We start from the raw sequence: 21,775 nt of genomic DNA, 5'->3' as shown, positions 1-21,775 counted from the left end.
ACGTAATGGTTATTGATCGCCACAAATTAAATCATATTTTGTAGTTAAGTACAACAGAGCTCGCTGAGAGCCCGTTATCCTATGATCTGATTATTTAATCCAGCCCGATAAAAATAGGTCACTTTATTTTCAATCGTCATGTACTAATCGAACTCTAACTCAACTTGTTCATTACCTAATAGTGTTTTTAAATCGATAATGAGGTTATCATTAGGGATCACGCGCCATTGCGTACCAAAGCGGAGCCGAGTACGCGCATCACTGCGCTGATAGTAGAGATGTACGGGGACACTGCCATTTTTATGCGGTTCAAATAATTGCTGTAACCGTTGTAAAAATGGTCGATCAATTTGATTATCTTCAATCGAAATGGCCAGACCACGCACATATTTTTCACGCGCTTCGCTGAGTTCCATCAGTTCCCGTACCGACATGCGGAAACCGCCATTAAAGTCATCGACACTGATCTGCCCTGTCGCAATTAAAATTTTATCCTGAACTAACAAATGCTCATATTTTTCGAGTGTTTCACCAAACAGGATTAAATCAAGTCGACCAGAGCGATCATCGATGGTGCAAAGACCAATACGTGAACCGCGTTTCGTCAGTCGTATACGGGCACTAATGACTAAACCGGCAACGGTAGCCATTTTTCCCCAATCCGTCGGTGTCACTTCACTTAAGCGTGCACCCGTGGTATAGCGATCAAGTTCTTTCAAATATTGTGTAATGGGATGACCGGAAAGATACAGACCAAGCGCTTCTCGCTCACCTTCTAATAACACTTGTTCTGGTAATTGTGGCACATTGGCATAAGCGTGTTCAACTTGTTCTGGCTGTGCGGCGAGTACACCAAACATATCTGTTTGACCAATCTCTTCGGCTTTCGCATGCTGATCAGCGGCTTGCATAGCATCATTAATGGTATTTAAGATTGCTGCACGGTGTGGACCTAAACGATCGAAAGCACCTGACATGGTTAGTTTTTCTAATACCCGGCGATTGATCTTTTTCATATCGGTGCGCGCACAGAGTTCAAAGATATCTTTGAAGTAGCCGCCTTCATTTCGAGCCTCAACGATCGCCTCAATTGGTCCTTCACCTACACCTTTAATGGCACCAATACCGTAAACGATTTCACCACGTTCGTTAACATGAAAATGATAGAGGCCACTATTAATATCGGGTGGATTAATTTTAAGTCCCATCCGTAGACATTCATCGACCAGTCCGACGATCTTATCGGTATTATCCATATCGGCAGTCATTACCGCCGCCATAAATTCAGCGGGGTAATGGGCTTTTAGCCAGAGTGTCTGATAAGAGACGAGCGCATAAGCGGCAGAGTGTGATTTATTAAAACCATAACCGGCAAATTTCTCTACCAGATCAAAGATCTTCATTGAAAGTTCACCATCAACGCCCTGACTCTCAGCCCCTTCTTTAAATACTGAACGCTGCTTGGCCATCTCTTCAGGTTTCTTTTTACCCATGGCGCGGCGTAATAAGTCAGCGCCCCCTAACGTATAACCAGATAGGGTTTGGGCGATTTGCATCACCTGTTCTTGATATAAAATGATGCCATAAGTGGGTTCGAGTATCGATTTGAGTGACTCATGTTGATACTGTTTATCTGGGTAGGAAACCTCTTCTCGGCCATGTTTTCTATCGATAAAGTTATCGACCATCCCAGATTGCAAAGGTCCTGGCCGGAAAAGCGCAACTAAGGCGATCATATCTTCAAAGCAGTCGGGCTTTAAGCGCCGAATTAAATCTTTCATGCCGCGCGACTCTAACTGGAAAACGGCAGTTGTTTCAGCTTTAAGTAATAACTCGAATGAGGTTTCATCGTTTAAAGGAATCGTAGCAATATCGATAGGGGCTTGATGCTCTTTTTCGCGTCTGGCATTAATCATTTTTAATGCCCAATCGATGATGGTGAGAGTTCTTAATCCCAGAAAGTCAAATTTGACTAAACCGGCGTATTCAACATCATTTTTATCAAATTGCGTCACCGGATTATGTCCTTCGGCATCACAGTAAATTGGCGCAAAATCGGTAATCTTAGTTGGTGAGATAACGACGCCACCAGCATGTTTGCCGGCATTACGGGTCACACCTTCTAGCTGTCTGGCCAGATCGATTAAGGCTTTCACTTCTTCATTACTGTCATAGAGTATCTGTAACTGAGGTTCAGCTTCAAATGCTTTGGCCAGTGTCATACCTGGATCAAGTGGGATCAACTTGGAAATCCGATCAACAAACCCATAAGGGTGTCCCAGTACCCGTCCGACATCTCGGATAACCGCTTTTGCCGCCATAGTACCAAAGGTAATGATCTGTGAAACGGCATCTCGACCATACATATCGGCGACATGATCGATAACTTGATCGCGTTTTTCCATACAGAAGTCAACGTCAAAGTCAGGCATTGAAACACGTTCTGGATTAAGAAAACGTTCAAATAGTAAGTCAAATTCGAGCGGATCGAGATCGGTAATACTTAAAGCATAAGCAACTAATGAACCGGCACCGGAGCCACGGCCTGGTCCAACCGGGACATTATTATCTTTTGACCATTGGATAAACTCCATCACGATTAAAAAGTAACCAGGGAAACCCATCTGATTGATAACCGTCAACTCTATTTCTAGACGTTCATCATAAGGTGCGCGTTTATTGGCTCTGACCTCTGGATCCGGAAAAAGCATGACCAGTCTGTCTTCTAATCCTTTACGGGACTGATGGACTAAATACTCTTCAGTTGACATATTGCCGGTCGGAAATTGTGGAAGAAAGTATTCACCCAGACGAATGGTAACATTACATCTTTTGGCAATCTCGATACTGTTTTCTAAGGCTTCCGGAATATCGGAGAATAGTTCACACATTTCTGCTTCTGAACGAAAATATTGTTCAGCTGAATAGTTACGAGGTCTTTTCGGATCATCGAGGGTATTGCCATCATGGATGGCTACCCGAATTTCGTGTGCTTCAAAATCGCTACTCTGCAAAAAACAGACATCATTGGTCGCGACGACAGGTAACTGATGCTGCTCAGCAAGGTTGACAGCTTGCTTGATATAGAGATCTTCGTTAGGTCGCCCTGTCCTGACCAGTTCAAAATAGAAATGATCAGCAAAATGGGTTTGATAGAATGCTAAACTATTGTCGAGGATGGTCGGATTGTTGCGAATGATGGCTAAACCGATATCACTTTGACGGCCGGCTAAGATAATTAAGCCTTCACGATAGGTAATAAGCCAGTCGAGATCAACAATCGGCCCATCGCCGGCATAACCTCTCTGGTAAGCTTGAGATATCAGCAAAGTTAAATTATGATAACCAGTATTATTGGCGGCTAACACTGTCAATAAATAGTGCTCATCACCGAAGTCGGGGCTACAAATCCGCAGATCAGCACCAATAATCGGTTTAATCCCTTTAGCTAGAGATGAACCATAAAATTTGACTAACCCACATAAATTGGTGAAATCGGTAATCGCCATCGCCGGCATCTGTAAACTGGCGGCATGTTTCACTAAAACATCGGTTTTAGCGACACCATCGATCATCGAGTAATCACTGTGCACATGTAAGTGTATAAATTTAGGTTCAGTCATATTTAGGGTAAAAGATATTGGGTTAAAAGTAGATTTAAAAAACAGCCTTAATTATAGCAGCTTTTCCTGCAGAAATCAGATCTCAAAATAGGCAAATAAGATCAAATAGTGATATTTGATCTTAGCGAAGATTGCGTGTGTTATGGTTTATATTGTTGTTCTAATGCGAGCAGCCAACGCTTTCGCCAGACCCCGCCGGCATAACCGGTTAATGTTCCATCAGTGCCAATAACGCGATGACAAGGGATAACGATACTGATACGATTTTTACCATTGGCATTGGCGACAGCCCTTACCGCGGTGGGTTTATCCATCTGATTGGCTTCTTGCTGATAACTACAGGTCTCGCCATAAGGTATTTGCTGTAATGTTTGCCAAACTAACTGTTGGAATGGGGTGCCTGCGGTATCCAGTGCAACATCAAAATGAATTCGATGGCCTTGGAAATATTCAGCTAACTCTTGTTTTAGCTGCATAATATGGCTATTTTCACCCGGCACAATAACGGCTTTAAATTGTAGGCTGATCGTTTTCAGTTCACTTTCTAACTGTTTTTGATCGAGAAATTCGAGTAAACAGATCCCTTTTTCAGTTGCGGCAGTGAACATTGCGCCAATCGGTGTTTCTATGCGATGGAGTAAAATGCGTTGATCCGTTTTAACCTGTGACGGTGAGGTGCCAAAGATAGTCTTAAATGAAGTACTAAAACCGCTAAGTGATTCAAAGCCATTTTCATAAGCACTATTGAGAATACTCTCTCCAGCTTGAATTTTATTAAATGCAGAGTTTACCCGGATAGTGCGCTGATAAGTATGAAATGTCATGCCGTGATGCTTTATAAACCAGCGTCGAATAGTACTGGGTTCAAGTCCCATTATCTGTAAATCGCTGTCTTTAATTTTTTGATCAGGATGTTTGTCCAGCACCTCTAGCAACTGGATGATGTCATCGGGTGTTTGATCCGGTAAATAGTGTGGTTTACAGAGTTTACAAGGGCGATAACCTTGTTCGATCGCTGCTTGATATGTTGGAAAATATTCAATGTTTTCCGGTTTGGGTTTTCTGGCATGACAAGTCGGTCGACAAAAGATGCCAGTTGTTTTGATACCGGCAAAAAATAGCCCTTCAAATTGACTATCTTTTGCCAGAAATGCTTGATACATAATCTGATTGTTGAGTTCCATTTCCTGCCTCCATCTATTTTTAAAATGACTTTAGCTTATTTTCCGTCATCATGACAACCGAAAAATTAACAACTATTTTTATTTGTGATATTGCTTTATGTTTGATTAATCGGCTGGTGGTGACGAGATGGTTAAATCGCTAGTTTAACAGGATAAGATTATCTTTGACCGGATAATCGGTGAGTTGATTAAGTGCTTTATTGGTTAACTGGCCATGAAGGTTTAAAGGCGCGTAACGACCGCTAAGTGAGAGCGTAAAATTGTGCTGCTCATTGGGATTTTCAATGACATGCCATAACTTTAAAAGCTGCGGATCAACGCCATCACCCTGTATTGTTAGATTGGTTATTTGTTGATTTTCAGGAGTGGCGGTTAAGGCTGCATCAATCATTCCACTGTCGGTGAGCGCATTTAAGGACATCTTTAACTGGCGCTGATTATTTTCGGTATCCGCCTTGATAGCAATATCTAAGTAGCGCAATGTAACGGTATTAATGGTGGCGTGATTAGCCTTGATCGTCAAATCTCCCTGCCACAAATCTAATCGTTGGCTCTGTGCTATCACTAGATCATGACCTTCAGCCTCAAGATAGGTAAATTGCGACGGGAATACGGCCTGTGTATCGACAATAATACTGGGCGCCAATGAAAGATGCTTAATGTTGATATTGCTAAGATAATCGGGTAATTTGCGTGTGATAACATCATTAAGCCAGTCTTCAGGTAAGCCAGTGTTAAGGCCCAACAGTGATAATTGAGTAAGTGTGAGTTGGTTATTGTGCCAGTTACCCGCAAAAGAGATAAAACCCTCACGCCATTTAGTCATCGCTTTTTGAATACTGATCTGATTTGGGTTGAGCTGTATCTGTAACATCGGATCGAAAAACAGTTCATTGTGCCAGATAAGGCTGGTTGCATTAAGCTTAAGCTCGGTATCTTGCCAGATAAACTGCTGATCATAGCTGACATTATTCAGTTCTATATTGGCGTTTTCAATGTTGAAATCAGCCAGCGCCACACTACTATCGGTTAGACTAAAATGATTTATCGTAAAAGGTATCTGCATTTTCAGTTTGCTAGCCAGTTGTTCAACGCTAATATCTTCTTGAAAATGAAGGTGATTTATCTGTAATTCATCAATTTGCCATGGTTGATTGAGACGTCTTTTTCCTTTACTAATAAAAAAGCCATCTTGAACAGAACCGCCTAAGTTATTATAAAATAACGTATCATCTTTGTTGAGCCCGCTGATAATAAACGATTGAATATCAATATCGGCAATCTTTACTTTTTCTGCAGTAAATTCAAATTCAACAGCTTGTTGGGGATCGGTTAAGGCGGCTTTGGTCGCCGATTTTAAACCACCGGATAAATGCGTTATCTCGACCATTGTATCGTTATAGGCAAATTGTCCAGACATATTATTAAGTTGTAAACGTTGTATCGGTAAATCCGGTATAGCCTGTTTTTCAGTCAGATTGATCTGACCGTTTTGTATGACCAGATAATCTAAAATAGCATTGTGCCACAGCGTATCAGGCGTTATTCCCAGAGTCATTTTTTCAGTTTTTAGTGTTATTACGCCAGTTGTTTTATCGATAATCGAGACATCGCTGAGTGTGATTTCAGTTGGTGAAGCCAGTGAGTGAGAGATATGGCCGATGTTAAATGAATAGCGACTTTGCTGAGATAGGTAACGGGATACCAAGTTAGCGCCAAAATCAGTCTGCACCACAAAATAAGGTATTATAAAAATAAACCAAATGAGGGTAACTAGTAGAATCAGAGTGAGCTTAAGTTGGCGTATTAGCATATTCGTTATTTTGTTGTTGCTTATTATTATTTATTCGGTAAATTATATAAAAATATTTGCTGCTTGTGAGCTGCAAGCATAGCACATTTCATTTGAAAAGCTAAGTACTTGCGTTTTAGCGAAATTTATTTATGGTTCCAATATGATTAGCTTCCTTTCTTGGGAAAGGTGGTCATATGTTTATTTGTTAAATTAAGTGATTCCAATTTTTGATGGAGAGAGCAAAAATAATGAAACAGATCCCAATGACAGTTAGAGGTGTTGAGTTATTGCGTGAAGAGCTGGAAATGTTGAAAACAGTCCAGCGTCCAAAAATTATCGCTGCAATAGCGGAGGCCCGCGCTCATGGCGATTTGAAAGAGAATGCAGAATATCATGCTGCACGTGAGCAGCAAGGTTTTTGTGAAGGTCGTATTCAAGAAATTGAAGGTAAACTGGCTAATGTGCAGGTGATTGATATCACCAAAATGGCAAATAATGGCCGAGTGATATTTGGTACCACAGTGACAGTCATAAATGTAGATACCGATGAAGAGATCACCTATCGTATTGTTGGTGATGATGAAGCTGACTTTAAACAAAATCTGATCTCAGTTAACTCCCCGATAGCCCGAGGCTTGATTGGTAAAGAGATGGATGATTCTGTACGGATTTCAACACCTGGTGGCGAAGTTGAGTTTGATATTATTAAAGTTGAGTATATTTAAGGCAGTATAAAGAAAGCCTCTTGATTTAAGAGGCTAATACATCGACATCTGAATATTTGAAAGGCATTAATGAATGCCTTTTTGCTATTTTGGCAGTGAGATTTTTTTATCTGTAGTTTGACGATAAAGCACCAGTATAGAACCGATCATTTGCACCTCAATCGCTTGCGTTTCTCGCACGATAGCTGAAGCGATTAACTGTTTAGTCTCACGCTCTTCTGTCGAGACTTTAACTTTGATCAGTTCATGGTGGTTTAAAGCTAGCTCAATTTCAGCGATGACGCCTTCGGTTAACCCATTGCTACCAATCATCACGATCGGTTTGAGGGGATGGGCCAAACTTTTTAAATGCTGTTTCTGTTTATTTGTTAAATTCATAAAATTACTATTAATTAGGGGTTGTAATTCTGCTATTCTAACGCCATATATACTAAAACGGCAATCAAGAAATGTGCCGTTCAGATTTTTTTTGGAAAACAAATGAGTAAAAAAAAGCGTACAGCGAGCTCTAGTCGCTGGCTTGATGAACATTTTAAAGATAAATTTGTTCAACAAGCACAAAAAAAAGGTTTACGGTCGAGAGCTTGGTTTAAGCTTGAAGAGATTCAGCAATCGGATAAATTATTTAAACCCGGCATTACCGTAGTTGATTTAGGTGCTGCGCCAGGTGGTTGGTCACAATATGTTGCGTCGGTGATTGGTCAGAAAGGTCGGATTATCGCTTGTGATCTATTACCGATGGATCCGATTGTCGGTGTCGATTTTCTGCAAGGTGACTTTCGCGATGAAGCGGTATTGGCGGCTTTAATGGCGCGTGTCGGCGAGGGTAAAGTTCAAGTCGTCATGTCTGATATGGCACCTAATATGAGTGGTCAGCCGGCCGTTGATATTCCCAGAGCCATGTATTTAGTCGAGCTTGCTTTGGATATGTGTCGTGATGTCTTGGCGCCTAACGGTAATTTTATTGTAAAAGTGTTCCAGGGCGTGGGTTTTGAAGCGTATCTGAAAACAGTTCGTGATATGTTTAAAATCGTTAAAATTAGAAAACCAGAAGCCTCCCGTGCAAGGTCGCGTGAGGTTTACATTGTTGCTATGGGGCTAAAGTAGCCACAGTTACAAATCTATAGTATGATTATCCGGTTTTGAATTAAGTCGTAGTTATATTTTCTTTAAGAGGTTTAATGTTTTGAACGACATGGTAAAAAATTTGCTTATTTGGGGCGTAATTGCGGTTCTACTGATTGCTGTGTTTAATCATTTTGGTTCAATGTCAGCTACAGGTCCTCAAGTAGACTATACTACGTTTAATTCTGATATTACCAATGGTAAGCTCAAAGAAGTACGTATTAATGGTCGAGAGATTGTTGCTAAAACCAAGAGCGATGATAATTATACAACCTATATTCCCTATATTGATGATCAGTTAGTCAATGACTTAGTGGCTAATCGCGTGCCTGTGTATGGTTCACCAGATGATAAACCTGGATTATTCAGTACTATTCTTATTTCCTGGTTCCCTATTTTATTGTTGATTGGTTTTTGGCTTTTTATCATGCGCCAAATGCAAGGCGGTGGTAAAGGCGGACCGATGGCGGTGGGCAAAAGTAAAGCTAAAATGCTGACGCCTGATCAGATCAAAGTCTCCTTTGCTGATGTAGCTGGTAATGATGAAGCGAAACAAGAGGTTGTTGAGGTCGTTGATTTCTTACGCGATCCAAGTAAATACCAGAAATTGGGTGGGCGGATTCCGAAAGGTATTTTGATGGTCGGTCCTCCAGGCACTGGTAAAACCTTGCTTGCAAAAGCAATTGCCGGTGAAGCTCATGTACCTTTCTTTACTATTTCTGGTTCTGACTTTGTCGAAATGTTTGTCGGTGTTGGTGCTTCTCGTGTAAGAGATATGTTTGAACAAGCACGTAAACATGCACCTTGTATTATTTTTATTGATGAGATCGATGCGGTAGGACGTAAACGTGGTGCCGGTTTTGCTGGTGGTCATGATGAACGCGAACAGACATTAAACCAGATGTTGGTTGAAATGGATGGCTTTGAACCTAATAGCGGTATTATTATTATCGCAGCAACGAACCGTGTTGATGTGCTTGATCCGGCTTTATTGCGTCCAGGTCGATTTGACCGTCAGGTGAATGTGAGTTTACCTGATATGAAAGGTCGTGAACAAATTTTAGCCGTACATATTCGTAAAGTGCCTCTAGCGTCAGATGTGAATATCAATGTATTAGCCCGCGGTACGCCAGGCTATTCTGGTGCTGATTTAGCTAATTTAGTGAATGAGGCTGCACTATTTGCCGCCAGAAGAAATAAACGTGTTGTTTCGATGAATGATTTTGAGGAAGCAAAAGACAAAATCAATATGGGAACAGAACGTCGCTCATTGACTATGACACCTGAGCAGTTGATTTCGACGGCTTATCATGAAGCTGGGCATGCCATTATCGGTTGTTTAATGCCTGAACATGATCCTATTCATAAAGTCACTATTATTCCACGTGGCCGTGCATTGGGTGTGACCTTCTTTTTACCTGAAGGTGATCGTGTTAGTGAGAGTAAACTCAAACTCGAGGGTGATATTGCAACCATTTATGGTGGACGAATTGCCGAAGGATTAATTTACGGTGAAGAGAATATCTCAACGGGCGCTTCAAGTGATATTAAAGTGGCCACTCAGTATGCGCGTGCAATGGTAACGCAGTGGGGATTCTCTGAACGGTTAGGCCCGCTGTTTTATGAGTCAGAAGAGAGTGGTTTGGGTAAAACTCGCGATATTTCTGATGAAACTGCCAGAATCGTTGATGAGGAAGTCAGAGCAATTATTACACGTAACTATGAACGTGCGAAAACGACCTTATCTGATAATATTGATATCTTACACGCAATGAAAGATGCATTAATGAAGTATGAAACGATTGATGCAACACAAGTGGCAGATTTAATGGCTCGTCGACCGGTTCAGCCACCTGCTGGCTGGACTGATAAAGATGAAAAAGCGGTTAATGAGCAACCGGTTTCTGGGAGTAATGTGAAAACCGACGATAGTGGTGATGTTGCACCAGACGATAACCAACAAAGTTAATTAAAAGTAAAACGCGCCTTAGGGCGCGTTTTTCATATAGCGTGATAAATTATTTCAGTGCATTGCGGTAGTGAAGCCGCTAATATGATAGCACGATCTTTTTCTATATTGGTTTACATAATAATGGGTTTTGTAGTATGGATATTCGATTTAATGACACCGTGATAGATTTGACCTATCCGCAGATTATGGGGATACTGAATGTCACACCTGACTCGTTTTCTGATGGCGGTCACTATCGCCAGTTAGATGCCGCACTTCGCCACGTCGATACCATGCTACAGGCCGGTGCGACGTTTATTGATATCGGTGGTGAATCGACCCGGCCAGGTGCAGCAGAGGTCTCGGTTGACGAAGAGTTATCTCGGGTTATTCCTGTAGTTGAAAAAATAGCCCAATATTTTGAGGTCTGGATTTCTGTTGATACCTCTAAACCTGAAGTCATCACCGAAGCAGCAAAAGCCGGTGCACATTTAATTAATGATGTGAGAGCATTGGCACTACCCGGTGCGCTAGAAGCGGCGATAAAAACTCAGTTGCCTGTTTGTTTGATGCATATGCAGGGAGAACCTACTACTATGCAGCAAGCACCAATCTATCAACAAGACGTCTTCACTGAGGTTGATCATTTCTTTGAAACTCAGATTGAACGCTGCATCGCTGCTGGGATCGCCAGAGAGAAAATTATCTTAGATCCTGGATTTGGTTTTGGTAAGAATTTACAGCATAACTACCGTCTGCTCGCTAAACTGGGTGATTTTCATCACTTTGGCTTACCTCTGTTAGTGGGCATGTCACGTAAATCTATGATTGGCCAGATTTTAAATGTGCCGCCAGCTGAAAGACTGATAGGCAGTGTCTCTTGTGCGGTGATTGCGGCCATGCAAGGTGCACAGATCCTTCGTGTACATGATGTTAAAGAGACCTTTGATGCGCTTCGTATTGTACAGGCAACTTTAGCTGAAAGAGACTAATCAATCATCGATATTTAAGCATAATCTAATCTGATAGGTGAATACTTGCTAACATGATTGTCTATCTGAATATATGACCGCATGAGAGGATGTAGATTGAATAACGACAAGGATATTTTTCAATAATTATAGTAATATTAGGCGTAATAAAAATAAGCTTATTTCGATTTTTTATGATGTTATTTATTTTGATTGGAATAATATCGTGTGATTAAAGTAGAATACCACTATATTTTAGTGAATCAATCAGTAAGTTAAGTCGGTTATAACAATAAGGAGCATGTATAAATGTCCAAACAAAAATATTTTGGGACTGATGGGATTCGGGGACGTGTTGGTGATTATCCTATTACCCCTGATTTTGTCCTTAAGCTAGGGTGGGCGGCAGGTCGTGTTCTGGCGAAAGAGGGCGTTGGTCGCGTGCTGATAGGTAAAGATACCCGAATTTCAGGTTACATGCTCGAATCTGCTCTAGAGGCTGGACTGGCCTCAGCTGGCGTAGCTGCTGCATTTACAGGTCCTATGCCGACGCCGGCAATTGCTTATTTGACGCGAACTTTCCGCGCTGATGCTGGCATTGTGATCTCTGCATCACACAATCCGTTTTATGATAACGGGATTAAATTTTTCTCAACTGAAGGAAAGAAATTACCTGATGAGATTGAACTGGCGATTGAAGCAGAATTAGACAAATCGCTGGAATGTGTGACATCTGATAAATTAGGTCGCGCTAGTCGTATTACGGATGCTGCAGGACGCTATATTGAGTTTTGTAAAGGGACCTTTGATCATGACTTGAGTCTTGCTGGTTTGAAGATTGTCGTTGATTGCGCGAATGGGGCAACTTATCACATCGCGCCAAAGGTACTACGTGAGCTTGGCGCAAACGTCATTAAAATTGGCTGCGAACCCGATGGTATGAATATCAATAAAGATTGTGGAGCAACAGAAACGGATGCCTTAAAAGCGCGTGTACTTGCCGAGTCAGCCGATATTGGTTTTGCACTGGATGGCGATGGAGATCGTATTATTATGATCGATCATCTGGGGAATAAAGTCGATGGTGACCAAATTATCTATATTATTGCCCGAGAAGCATTACGACAAGGACAGCTTAAAGGTGGTGTGGTGGGGACTTTAATGAGCAATATGGGGCTTGAAGTCGCCTTAAAGCAATTAGGTATTCCGTTCGGTCGCGCGAAAGTCGGCGATCGCTATGTGCTTGAAATGCTTGTTGAGAAAGAGTGGAAATTAGGCGCTGAAAATTCCGGACATGTATTATTGTTAGATAAAACGACAACTGGAGATGGCATTATTGCTGGATTACAGATCCTCTGTGCCATGATTCGAAATAACATGTCTTTGGTGGATCTGTGCAGTGGTATGAAATTATTTCCACAAACTCTGATTAATCTCCGTTTTAATCATACGGCTGATCCGCTTGAGCATCCAGCAGTCAAACAAGTGACAGCTGACATTGAACAAGCCTTAGCCGGGCGAGGCCGGGTATTACTGCGTAAATCAGGTACAGAGCCTTTAATTCGGGTTATGGTTGAAGGTGAAAATATCGATGAGGTGCAGGCATTTGCTGAACAACTCGTCGCGGTGATAAAAAATATCGACTGATAATCCAGCACTGGTTATTTTTCACCTTGATTTAGCGTGAGTGAAAAGCAACCAGTTGTAGTTATTGATTGATTTACTTTTAGTATATTAAGTGTCATTTATTTGTTAATTATATGTTAAACTTGATTATCTGTTTTTTATTAACTGTTTGATTAAAAACAATTGATCTTTTACTTTGAGAATCAGGCCTCTATCAGAATTAGGTTTAATGGCAATGTGATTTATTGTGTTATTTTGGTATTCTGATATTGACTATTATCGGGCAAACGGTTACAAATAATAGACACACATTATTAAAGTGATTGCTCATACCGTTGTATGAGTGGTTTTTTTTATTTTTGATTAAGGGTAAGAGGTATTATGTCAGTCTCTTCTCCAGAGGGTTTAACAACCCAAGCGTACATCAAACACCATTTACAGAATCTCCAGGTCGGTGATGGATTTTGGTCGTTAAATATCGACTCATTATTCTTTTCTGTCCTATTAGGGATTGTGTTTTTGTGTATTTTTGGCTTTGTTGCCAAAAAAGCGACAAGCGGTGTTCCTGGAAAGCTTCAATGTTTTGTTGAGTTAGTGATTAGTTTTGTTGATAGTAATGTCCGCGAAATTTTTAGTGGTAAAAGTCGCTTAATTGCACCTTTAGCGCTGACGATTTTTGTTTGGGTATTTCTGATGAATCTAATGGATCTTATTCCTGTTGATTTCTTACCTTATGCTGCACAACAAATGGGTGTGTCTCATCTACGAGTCGTTCCATCTGCTGACGTAAGTGTAACGATGTCGATGGCAATTGGTGTCTTCTTCCTGATTATTATCTACACCTTTAAATTTAAAGGTGGTATCGGTTTTATTAAGGAATATACATTACATCCTTTTAATCACTGGATCTTTATTCCAATTAACTTGGTTTTAGAACTCGTGACTTTAATAGCAAAACCATTGTCTTTAGGTTTGCGTCTGTTTGGAAATATGTATGCGGGTGAATTAATCTTTATTTTGATCGCGGGTTTATTACCTTGGTGGTCTCAATGGGTGCTTTCATTGCCGTGGGCAATTTTCCATATTTTAATTATTACGTTACAGGCCTTCATTTTTATGGTGTTAACTATCGTTTATTTATCGATGGCATCAGCAACGGATGAAGATCATTAATTATCTTTAAGTTTTTTAATATCAATATTTATTGGAGTATAAGATGGATAATGTAAGTATGTTGTATGTGGCTGCAGCAATTATGATGGGTTTAGCTGCAATCGGTGCGGCAATTGGTATCGGTTTACTCGGCGGTAAATTCTTAGAAGGTTCTGCACGCCAGCCTGAATTAATGCCTATGTTACGTACGCAATTCTTTATCGTTATGGGCCTAGTTGATGCGATTCCGATGATTTGTGTGGGTATTGCACTGTATATCACGTTTGCTGTTGCAGCTTAGTTCGTGTGGATTGTTATAGTCAATGCAGAATTTTGCACTGGTATATAAACATTAATTTAAGAGGAATTGTCACATGAATATGAATGCAACAATCCTCGGCCAAGCGATCGCATTTATTCTGTTTGTTTGGTTCTGTATGAAGTTTGTTTGGCCGCCAATTATCGGTGCGATTGAAAAACGCCAGAAAGAAATTGCCGATAGCCTTGCTTCTGCTGAATCAGCCAAAAAAGATTTGGAGTTAGCGAAAGCCAATACTTCAGACATAATGCAAGAGGCTAAAGCCGAGGCATCTGTTATCGTTGAGCAAGCAAACAAGCGAAAAGCCGCCATTCTTGATGAAGCTAAACAAGAAGCGATTCGAGAAAGAGAAAAAATCGTTTCACAAGGGCTTGCAGAACTTGAAGCTGAGCGTAAACGTACGACTGAAGAGTTACGCCAAAAAGTTGCAATACTAGCAATTGCGGGTGCTGAACGAATTATTGAACGTTCTGTTGATGAGGCCGCTAATCGCGACATTATCGATAAATTAGTCGCTGAGTTATAGGGAGGACGGGGCTGATGTCTGAATTCGTTACCGTTGCACGGCCCTATGCTAAGGCTGCGTTCGATTTTGCTATAGAACAAAATGATATTGAGCGTTGGCAGCAGATGTTAACGTTCGCCGCGCAAGTGAGTCGTAATCAAGACGTGTCTAATTTACTGACCGCTGACATGAAATCTGAAGCTATCGCTCAACTTTTCATTTCGGTTTGTGGCGATGTCCTGGATCAGTATGGTCAAAATTTTATTAAGATTATGGCTGAAAATGGACGTTTAGGTATACTTCCGCAAGTACTTGAGCTGTTTGTCGGTTTTTGTGCACAAAAAGAGGCTATTGCTGACGTTGTGGTTGTATCGGCGACTGAATTAACCGAAGCACAAAAAGAGAAAATAGCCGCAGCAGTCGAACAACGTTTATCACGAAAAGTGAAACTTAAGTGTACAATTGATAAATCGATTATTTCTGGTTTTATCGTTCGTGCGGGTGATATGGTTATTGATAGTAGTATCAAGGGGCGTTTAGAGCGATTAACTGACGTCTTACAGTCTTAAGGGGACTGATAATGCAGCTAAATTCAACTGAAATAAGTGAACTAATTAAAGAGCGTATTGCTCAGTTCAAGGTTGTGAGTGAGGCTCACAACGAAGGTACAATTATTTCCGTCAGTGATGGAATTCTACGTATTCATGGCTTAACGGATGTAATGCAAGGCGAAATGATTGCGTTACCAGGAAATCGCTTTGCCATCGCTTTAAACTTAGAGCGTGACTCTGTCGGTGCGGTTGTAATGGGGCCGTATGCTGATTTGTCTGAAGGCGAAAAAGTAAAATGTACGGGTCGCGTCCTTGAAGTCCCTGTTGGACGCGGTCTATTGGGTCGTGTTGTCAATACACTTGGCGCGCCAATTGATGGTAAAGGCGCGATCGTTAACGATGGCTTCTCTCCGGTTGAGGTTGTTGCGCCGGGCGTTATTGAACGTCAATCGGTTGATCAACCAGTGCAAACGGGGTATAAAGCGGTTGACTCAATGATTCCAATCGGCCGTGGTCAGCGTGAGCTTATCATCGGTGACCGTCAAACCGGTAAAACAGCGCTGGCAATTGATGCGATTATTAATCAGCGTGATTCAGGGATTAAATGTATTTATGTGGCGATTGGTCAGAAAGCCTCAACGATTGCTAACGTTGTACGTAAATTAGAAGAGCACAGTGCGTTAGAAAATACTATTGTGGTGGTGGCTTCTGCATCCGAATCAGCAGCATTGCAATATTTAGCGCCATATGCGGGTTGTGCGATGGGCGAATATTTCCGTGATCGTGGTGAAGATGCATTAATCATTTATGATGATCTTTCTAAACAAGCGGTTGCTTACCGTCAAATTTCACTGTTACTTCGTCGTCCACCTGGACGTGAAGCTTATCCGGGTGATGTGTTCTATCTACATTCTCGTTTATTAGAGCGTGCTGCACGTGTCAATGTTGAATATGTCGAAGCCTTTACTAAAGGTGAAGTAAAAGGTAAAACCGGTTCATTAACGGCATTACCGATTATTGAAACGCAAGCCGGTGACGTCTCTGCATTCGTACCAACTAACGTTATCTCGATTACCGATGGACAGATTTTCCTTGAGTCTAATTTATTTAACTCAGGTATCAGACCTGCAGTAAACCCAGGTATCTCTGTTTCTCGTGTTGGTGGTGCGGCACAAACCAAGATTATGAAAAAATTGTCTGGTGGTATTCGTACAGCTTTAGCACAATATCGTGAATTAGCGGCGTTCTCTCAGTTTGCATCAGATCTTGATGAAGCAACGCGTAAACAGCTATCTCACGGTGAGAAAGTGACGGAATTATTAAAACAGAAACAATATTTACCGATGTCTGTTTCAGATCAATCTTTGGTTTTATACGCAGTAGAACGCGGTTATTTAGAAGATATTGACCTGACTAAAGTACTCCCTTTTGAAGCTGCGTTAATTGAGTATGCACATCGTGAACATGCTGAGTTTTTAAAGCAGATCAATGAGAAAGGCGATTATAACGATCAGATTGAAAATCAGCTGAAAGCGATTTTAGATACTTTCAAAGCGACTCAATCATGGTAGTTTGGTTTTCATTGAACAGCTTATTTTAAGGAGTAAGCAGCAATGGCTAATGCTAAAGAGATACGAAGCAAGATTGCCAGTGTACAAAGTACACAGAAAATCACCAAAGCAATGGAGATGGTCGCGACTTCTAAAATGCGTAAAACGCAAGATAGAATGAGCGCAAGTCGTCCGTATGCTGAGACAATTCGTCAGGTGATCGGACATCTTGCATTAGCTCACCTTGATTTTAAGCATCCGTATCTTGAAGAGCGTGATGTGAAGAGAGTGGGCTATTTAGTTATCTCCACTGACCGTGGCTTATGTGGCGGTTTAAATATTAATTTATTTAAAGCTATAATTGCTGATATGAAACGCTGGAAAGATCAGAATGTTGATGCTGAACTCGCTGTAATTGGTTCCAGAGGCGTCTCTTTCTTCAATTCTATTGGCGGTAATGTGGTAACGCAAGTTACTGGTATGGGTGACCATCCAACCGTCTCTGATTTGATCGGTCCTGTGAAGACAATGTTGAAAGCTTATGACCAAGGGAAGATTGATCGTCTTTTCATTGTGAACAATAAGTTTATCAATACCATGTCTCAAGAGCCGCAAATTCAGCAATTAATACCACTACCTCCGGCAGAGGATGAGGAACTAAAAACGAAGTCTTGGGATTATATCTACGAGCCTGATGCAAAAGCATTATTGGATATTATGTTGCGTCGTTATATTGAATCACAAGTTTATCAAGCTGTGGTTGAAAATTTAGCGAGTGAGCAAGCTGCGCGTATGGTTGCCATGAAAGCGGCAACCGACAATGGTGCAAATCTGATTAAGGATTTACAGATTGTCTATAATAAAGCGCGTCAGGGAGCGATTACTAATGAGCTTATTGACATTGTCGCGGGTGCTTCGGCAGTTTCGGGTTAAAAAATATAAATTAAGGCGGCGTTTTGAACATAAATCATTGTTTTTAACGCTGCATTTAAGGTCACTATAGTAGAGGATAAAAAATGGCTACTGGAAAAATTATCCAGATTATCGGCGCAGTGGTCGATGTCGAGTTCCCTCAGGATTCTGTTCCTAAAGTATATGATGCTGTAGAAGTAGAAACCGGTGCCAACAAATTAGTATTAGAAGTGCAGCAGCAACTTGGTGGTGGTGTTGTGCGTTGTATCGCAATGGGTACAACCGATGGCTTAAAACGCAATCTGAACGTGACCAATACCGGACACGCGATTGAAGTGCCGGTGGGTACTGCAACGCTAGGTCGTATTATGGACGTCTTAGGCAATCCGGTAGATAACGCAGGTCCGATCGGCGAAGAAGAGCGTTGGGGCATTCACCGTGAAGCACCAAATTATGAAGACTTATCGAGTTCAACTGAATTGCTTGAAACGGGTATCAAAGTCATTGATTTGATCTGTCCATTTGCCAAAGGGGGTAAGGTCGGTCTCTTTGGTGGTGCCGGTGTAGGTAAAACCGTTAACATGATGGAACTTATCCGTAATATTGCGATCGAGCACTCTGGTTATTCAGTATTTACTGGTGTAGGTGAACGTACGCGTGAAGGTAATGACTTCTATCATGAAATGAAAGACTCGAACGTTCTCGATAAAGTATCGTTGGTTTATGGCCAAATGAATGAGCCACCAGGAAACCGTTTACGCGTTGCATTAACAGGATTAACAATGGCTGAGAAGTTCCGTGATGAAGGTCGTGATGTATTATTGTTCATCGATAATATTTATCGTTATACCTTAGCCGGTACCGAAGTTTCAGCGCTGTTAGGTCGTATGCCATCTGCGGTAGGTTATCAACCGACATTGGCTGAAGAGATGGGCGTGCTTCAAGAACGAATTACTTCAACTAAAACAGGTTCGATCACCTCTATTCAGGCAGTTTATGTTCCTGCGGATGACTTGACCGATCCATCGCCAGCAACGACGTTTGCTCACTTAGATGCAACCGTTGTTTTGAGCCGTCAAATTGCCTCTTTAGGGATCTATCCAGCGGTTGATCCTCTCGATTCAACTAGCCGTCAGCTAGATCCATTAGTGGTTGGTCAGGAGCATTATGATTGTGCGCGTGGTGTTCAATCAATTCTTCAACGTTATCAAGAACTCAAAGATATTATTGCGATCTTAGGTATGGATGAGCTGTCTGAAGATGATAAGTTAGTTGTTGCGCGTGCGCGTAAGATTCAACGTTTCCTATCACAACCATTCTTTGTGGCAGAAGTCTTTACTGGTAGTCCAGGTAAATATGTATCATTGAAAGATACCATTTCTGGATTTAACGGTATTATGAATGGTGACTACGATCATTTACCGGAACAAGCTTTCTATATGGTTGGTTCTATTGACGAAGTGATTGAGAAAGCGAAATCAATCTAGTTGAATAACGCAACGGAGAGAGTATTATGGCACTAACCTCCTATCAACTTGAAGTTGTTAGTGCTGAATCTCACCTGTTTTCAGGTGCTGTTCAGCGAATAAGAGTCACGGGTATTGAAGGTGAACTGGGTATCTATCCTGGTCATACGCCGCTATTAACGATGATCAAACCGGGTATGGTTGGTCTGGTTAAAGATAATGGCGATGAAGAGTTTATCTATCTTTCTGGTGGAATTTTAGAGGTGCAGCCAACTTATGTAACGATTCTTGCTGATACGGCAATTCGAGGTGAAGATCTTGATGAGGCGAGAGCAAAAGAGTCTGTTCGTATGGCCGAGGCGCGCATTAATAATCCAACGGATGATATCAATTTTGCTCAGGCTTCAGCCGAGCTCTCTAAAGCACTTGCGAAATTGCGAGTTATAGAGTTGACGCGTAGGATATCTCGATAGTTTACATTTTTACCTATATTTAAAAAGCAGCGTTGGCTGCTTTTTTTATCAGCTCAATTCTTAAATATCCCATGAGTTCTTTTCTGAAGATAATCTGATTTATGGTATGATACCTATTACTATTCTTATTTAAATCATCAGCATATATGTCTTTTCATTTGAAAGAAAGCACCAAAACAGATCTGATCATGGCGCTCTACTGTCTACCGGGGATTATCCTTATCTATATTATTGGACTTAATTACTTGGGCCTTTTACCGACCAGTATTGCAGCAAGTGGAGCCGTGACGGTTGGCTATGGGGCGAACAAAAAGTTGGTTGATCTCCCTTTTGCGCCGATGTTTATTGCCATTATCGGGATGTCGATAACGACATTTTTGGGCTCAGTGCTCGGCCACTATTATTTGGCTTTAGTGATTGTTGGTATGCTGATGGGCGCTTTATGCTCATTAGTTGGTCTGGTGGACGCAAGCGCTTGGTGGATTATTGTGCAGTGGGCGATTGGCTTTTTTGTTGCGGGTTATTATGCTGATAGTTTTTCAGTGGCAACGCAGCGCGCTTCACTGATACTGCTTGGCGGACTATTTCAAGCTGTGTGCATTATGCTACTACTACAAAAAACTAATTTTGAGCGCAATACGATTAAATTACACGATATACGTTGTATGATGTTACGAATTCATCATGATTTTGATAAAAAAATTCGCTTTAATGCCGCGAGTATCTATGGGGCATTGGCTATATTACTCTGTTTTGGATTGACCCATATTTTTTATATCCCTTATAACTATTGGGCTGCAATTACGGTTCTGGTGATTTTAAAACCGGATTTTAAAAATACGTTGCTTAGAACCAGCCAGCGATTATTGGGGACCTTTTTAGGTATCGTACTGGCCACCGCTTTATCAATAGCAACCTCTTCAAATGTGATTATCGTGATTGAGATTATCTTATCTTTATATCTATGTTACGCGCTGTTTAATCATGCATATGCTGTTTTAACCACATTTATGACACTATCTGTTGTGTTAATGTTTTCGATTTCTGGTGTACCAGAAACTCAATTAGCGTTGGATCGTATTCTGGCAACATTGATTGGGGGCATTTCAGCGTTAGTGACAATGACATTAAGATCGCTATATTTACGTCTTTTGTCGGCAAAAGGGAAAAGAAGTCAATAAAAAAGGGCCTTTGGCCCTGGTTTGGTCTCTCACTTTAGCCGCGACTATTTTTGTAATGCTTGTAACATTTGTTGTAAGACCTCGTCTTGTTTGATTGCCGCATCGAGAATATGGTGAGCTGCATCATGATAGAGCGGTTGTCGATCTAGTAATACTTTTTCCATTTCATCGATAATCGATAGACCGGTTAGCGAAGGGCGCTGTGCCACATTAGGATCTGCAGCAAGGCGCTCGGCAAGTACTCTTGCTGGGGCTGATAGATAAAATACAGTACCTTGTGATTTCATAAAATCACGATTACTATCGGCAAGCACCATACCACCGCCTGTTGCAATGACACGCTTAGGTTCTACTACTGCACGGAGCACCTGACTTTCTCTTGCTCTAAAGCCTTCCCAGCCCTCTTTTTCAACAATTTCAGCGACTGTTTTTTGTGTGGTTTCAAGCAAATAAATATCTGTATCAACAAAAGAGTAGTTGAGCTGATTGGCTAACAATTTTCCCATTGTTGTTTTACCCGCAGCACGAGCACCGACTAAAAATATGGTATTACTCATCTTGATATCCTTGAAAACTCAATCTTCTTTTTTTTGATAGTAAATTTTATTTTATGCAGAGAATAATAAAACCGTGTGATTAGCCGTATCGTATGCACTTTTATCGTGA

General features: G+C 41.2%; 19 protein-coding genes. 14 read left to right on the top strand and 5 right to left on the bottom strand.

The genetic code is table 11. The annotated features are described in order from the left end of the window. Window positions 1–143: 143 nt before the first annotated feature. The 3 genes from dnaE to RHO15_00555 form a co-directional block, all read right to left on the bottom strand. Complete coding sequence (dnaE, locus tag RHO15_00565; protein ID WVD64039.1) at window positions 144–3,623, bottom strand: DNA polymerase III subunit alpha; 3,480 nt, start codon at window positions 3,621–3,623, stop codon at window positions 144–146. Between the two features lie 140 nt (window positions 3,624–3,763). Continuing rightward, complete coding sequence (locus RHO15_00560; GenBank protein WVD64038.1) at window positions 3,764–4,807, bottom strand: methylated-DNA--[protein]-cysteine S-methyltransferase; 1,044 nt, start codon at window positions 4,805–4,807, stop codon at window positions 3,764–3,766. 139 nt (window positions 4,808–4,946) lie between these two features. Next, a complete protein-coding gene (locus tag RHO15_00555) occupies window positions 4,947–6,620 on the bottom strand; it encodes a hypothetical protein (protein ID WVD64037.1) in 1,674 nt (557 codons plus the stop codon). A 230-nt stretch (window positions 6,621–6,850) separates the two neighbouring features. Between RHO15_00555 and greA the strand changes: the two genes are divergently transcribed. Beyond that, the gene (gene greA / locus RHO15_00550) at window positions 6,851–7,327 is read left to right on the top strand and encodes a transcription elongation factor GreA (protein ID WVD64036.1); all 477 of its coding nucleotides are present in this window, start codon (window positions 6,851–6,853) and stop codon (window positions 7,325–7,327) included. Between the two features lie 84 nt (window positions 7,328–7,411). Here the strand turns inward: greA and yhbY are convergent, their stop codons facing one another. Further along, window positions 7,412–7,705, bottom strand: coding sequence for a ribosome assembly RNA-binding protein YhbY (gene yhbY, locus RHO15_00545; GenBank protein ID WVD64035.1), 294 nt, complete (start codon window positions 7,703–7,705; stop codon window positions 7,412–7,414). A 102-nt stretch (window positions 7,706–7,807) separates the two neighbouring features. On the opposite strand from yhbY, the gene rlmE reads away from it, so the two are divergent. The 13 genes from rlmE (at window position 7,808) to RHO15_00480 (ending at window position 21,109) form a co-directional block, all read left to right on the top strand. Continuing rightward, on the top strand, window positions 7,808–8,434 hold the full coding sequence (gene rlmE, locus RHO15_00540) for a 23S rRNA (uridine(2552)-2'-O)-methyltransferase RlmE (protein WVD64034.1): 627 nt from the start codon (window positions 7,808–7,810) through the stop codon (window positions 8,432–8,434). Between the two features lie 88 nt (window positions 8,435–8,522). Beyond that, the gene (ftsH, locus tag RHO15_00535; GenBank protein ID WVD64950.1) at window positions 8,523–10,421 is read left to right on the top strand and encodes an ATP-dependent zinc metalloprotease FtsH; all 1,899 of its coding nucleotides are present in this window, start codon (window positions 8,523–8,525) and stop codon (window positions 10,419–10,421) included. Window positions 10,422–10,558: 137 nt separating this feature from the next. Next, a complete protein-coding gene (gene folP, locus RHO15_00530; GenBank protein ID WVD64033.1) occupies window positions 10,559–11,395 on the top strand; it encodes a dihydropteroate synthase in 837 nt (278 codons plus the stop codon). Between the two features lie 288 nt (window positions 11,396–11,683). After that, complete coding sequence (glmM, locus tag RHO15_00525) at window positions 11,684–13,021, top strand: phosphoglucosamine mutase (GenBank protein ID WVD64032.1); 1,338 nt, start codon at window positions 11,684–11,686, stop codon at window positions 13,019–13,021. A gap of 360 nt (window positions 13,022–13,381) precedes the next feature. Beyond that, on the top strand, window positions 13,382–14,173 hold the full coding sequence (gene atpB, locus RHO15_00520; protein ID WVD64031.1) for a F0F1 ATP synthase subunit A: 792 nt from the start codon (window positions 13,382–13,384) through the stop codon (window positions 14,171–14,173). A 43-nt stretch (window positions 14,174–14,216) separates the two neighbouring features. Then, on the top strand, window positions 14,217–14,453 hold the full coding sequence (gene atpE / locus RHO15_00515; protein WVD64030.1) for a F0F1 ATP synthase subunit C: 237 nt from the start codon (window positions 14,217–14,219) through the stop codon (window positions 14,451–14,453). A 73-nt stretch (window positions 14,454–14,526) separates the two neighbouring features. After that, window positions 14,527–14,997 carry a F0F1 ATP synthase subunit B gene (gene atpF / locus RHO15_00510; GenBank protein ID WVD64029.1) on the top strand — a complete coding sequence of 157 codons (471 nt, stop codon included), beginning with the start codon at window positions 14,527–14,529 and terminating at the stop codon, window positions 14,995–14,997. Window positions 14,998–15,011: 14 nt separating this feature from the next. Next, window positions 15,012–15,545, top strand: a complete 534-nt coding sequence (atpH, locus tag RHO15_00505; GenBank protein ID WVD64028.1) for a F0F1 ATP synthase subunit delta — start codon at window positions 15,012–15,014, stop codon at window positions 15,543–15,545. 8 nt (window positions 15,546–15,553) lie between these two features. Further along, window positions 15,554–17,098 carry a F0F1 ATP synthase subunit alpha gene (gene atpA / locus RHO15_00500; protein ID WVD64949.1) on the top strand — a complete coding sequence of 515 codons (1,545 nt, stop codon included), beginning with the start codon at window positions 15,554–15,556 and terminating at the stop codon, window positions 17,096–17,098. Window positions 17,099–17,140: 42 nt separating this feature from the next. Further along, window positions 17,141–18,010, top strand: a complete 870-nt coding sequence (gene atpG / locus RHO15_00495) for a F0F1 ATP synthase subunit gamma (GenBank protein ID WVD64027.1) — start codon at window positions 17,141–17,143, stop codon at window positions 18,008–18,010. 83 nt (window positions 18,011–18,093) lie between these two features. After that, window positions 18,094–19,476: a F0F1 ATP synthase subunit beta gene (gene atpD, locus RHO15_00490; GenBank protein WVD64026.1), complete on the top strand. Its 1,383-nt coding sequence runs from the start codon at window positions 18,094–18,096 to the stop codon at window positions 19,474–19,476. Window positions 19,477–19,502: 26 nt separating this feature from the next. Beyond that, window positions 19,503–19,928, top strand: a complete 426-nt coding sequence (locus tag RHO15_00485; GenBank protein WVD64025.1) for a F0F1 ATP synthase subunit epsilon — start codon at window positions 19,503–19,505, stop codon at window positions 19,926–19,928. A gap of 146 nt (window positions 19,929–20,074) precedes the next feature. Beyond that, entirely contained in the window at window positions 20,075–21,109 is a 1,035-nt protein-coding gene (locus tag RHO15_00480) for an FUSC family protein (GenBank protein WVD64024.1), read from the top strand. A gap of 44 nt (window positions 21,110–21,153) precedes the next feature. Here the strand turns inward: RHO15_00480 and aroL are convergent, their stop codons facing one another. Continuing rightward, window positions 21,154–21,666, bottom strand: coding sequence for a shikimate kinase AroL (aroL, locus tag RHO15_00475; GenBank protein WVD64023.1), 513 nt, complete (start codon window positions 21,664–21,666; stop codon window positions 21,154–21,156). Window positions 21,667–21,775 lie beyond the last annotated feature (109 nt).

This window comes from Orbaceae bacterium lpD01, assembly GCA_036251705.1.
Lineage (GTDB): Bacteria > Pseudomonadota > Gammaproteobacteria > Enterobacterales > Orbaceae > Utexia > Utexia brackfieldae.
Note: the sequence above shows the minus strand (reverse complement) of the source record. Positions and strands in the feature narration are given on the sequence as shown.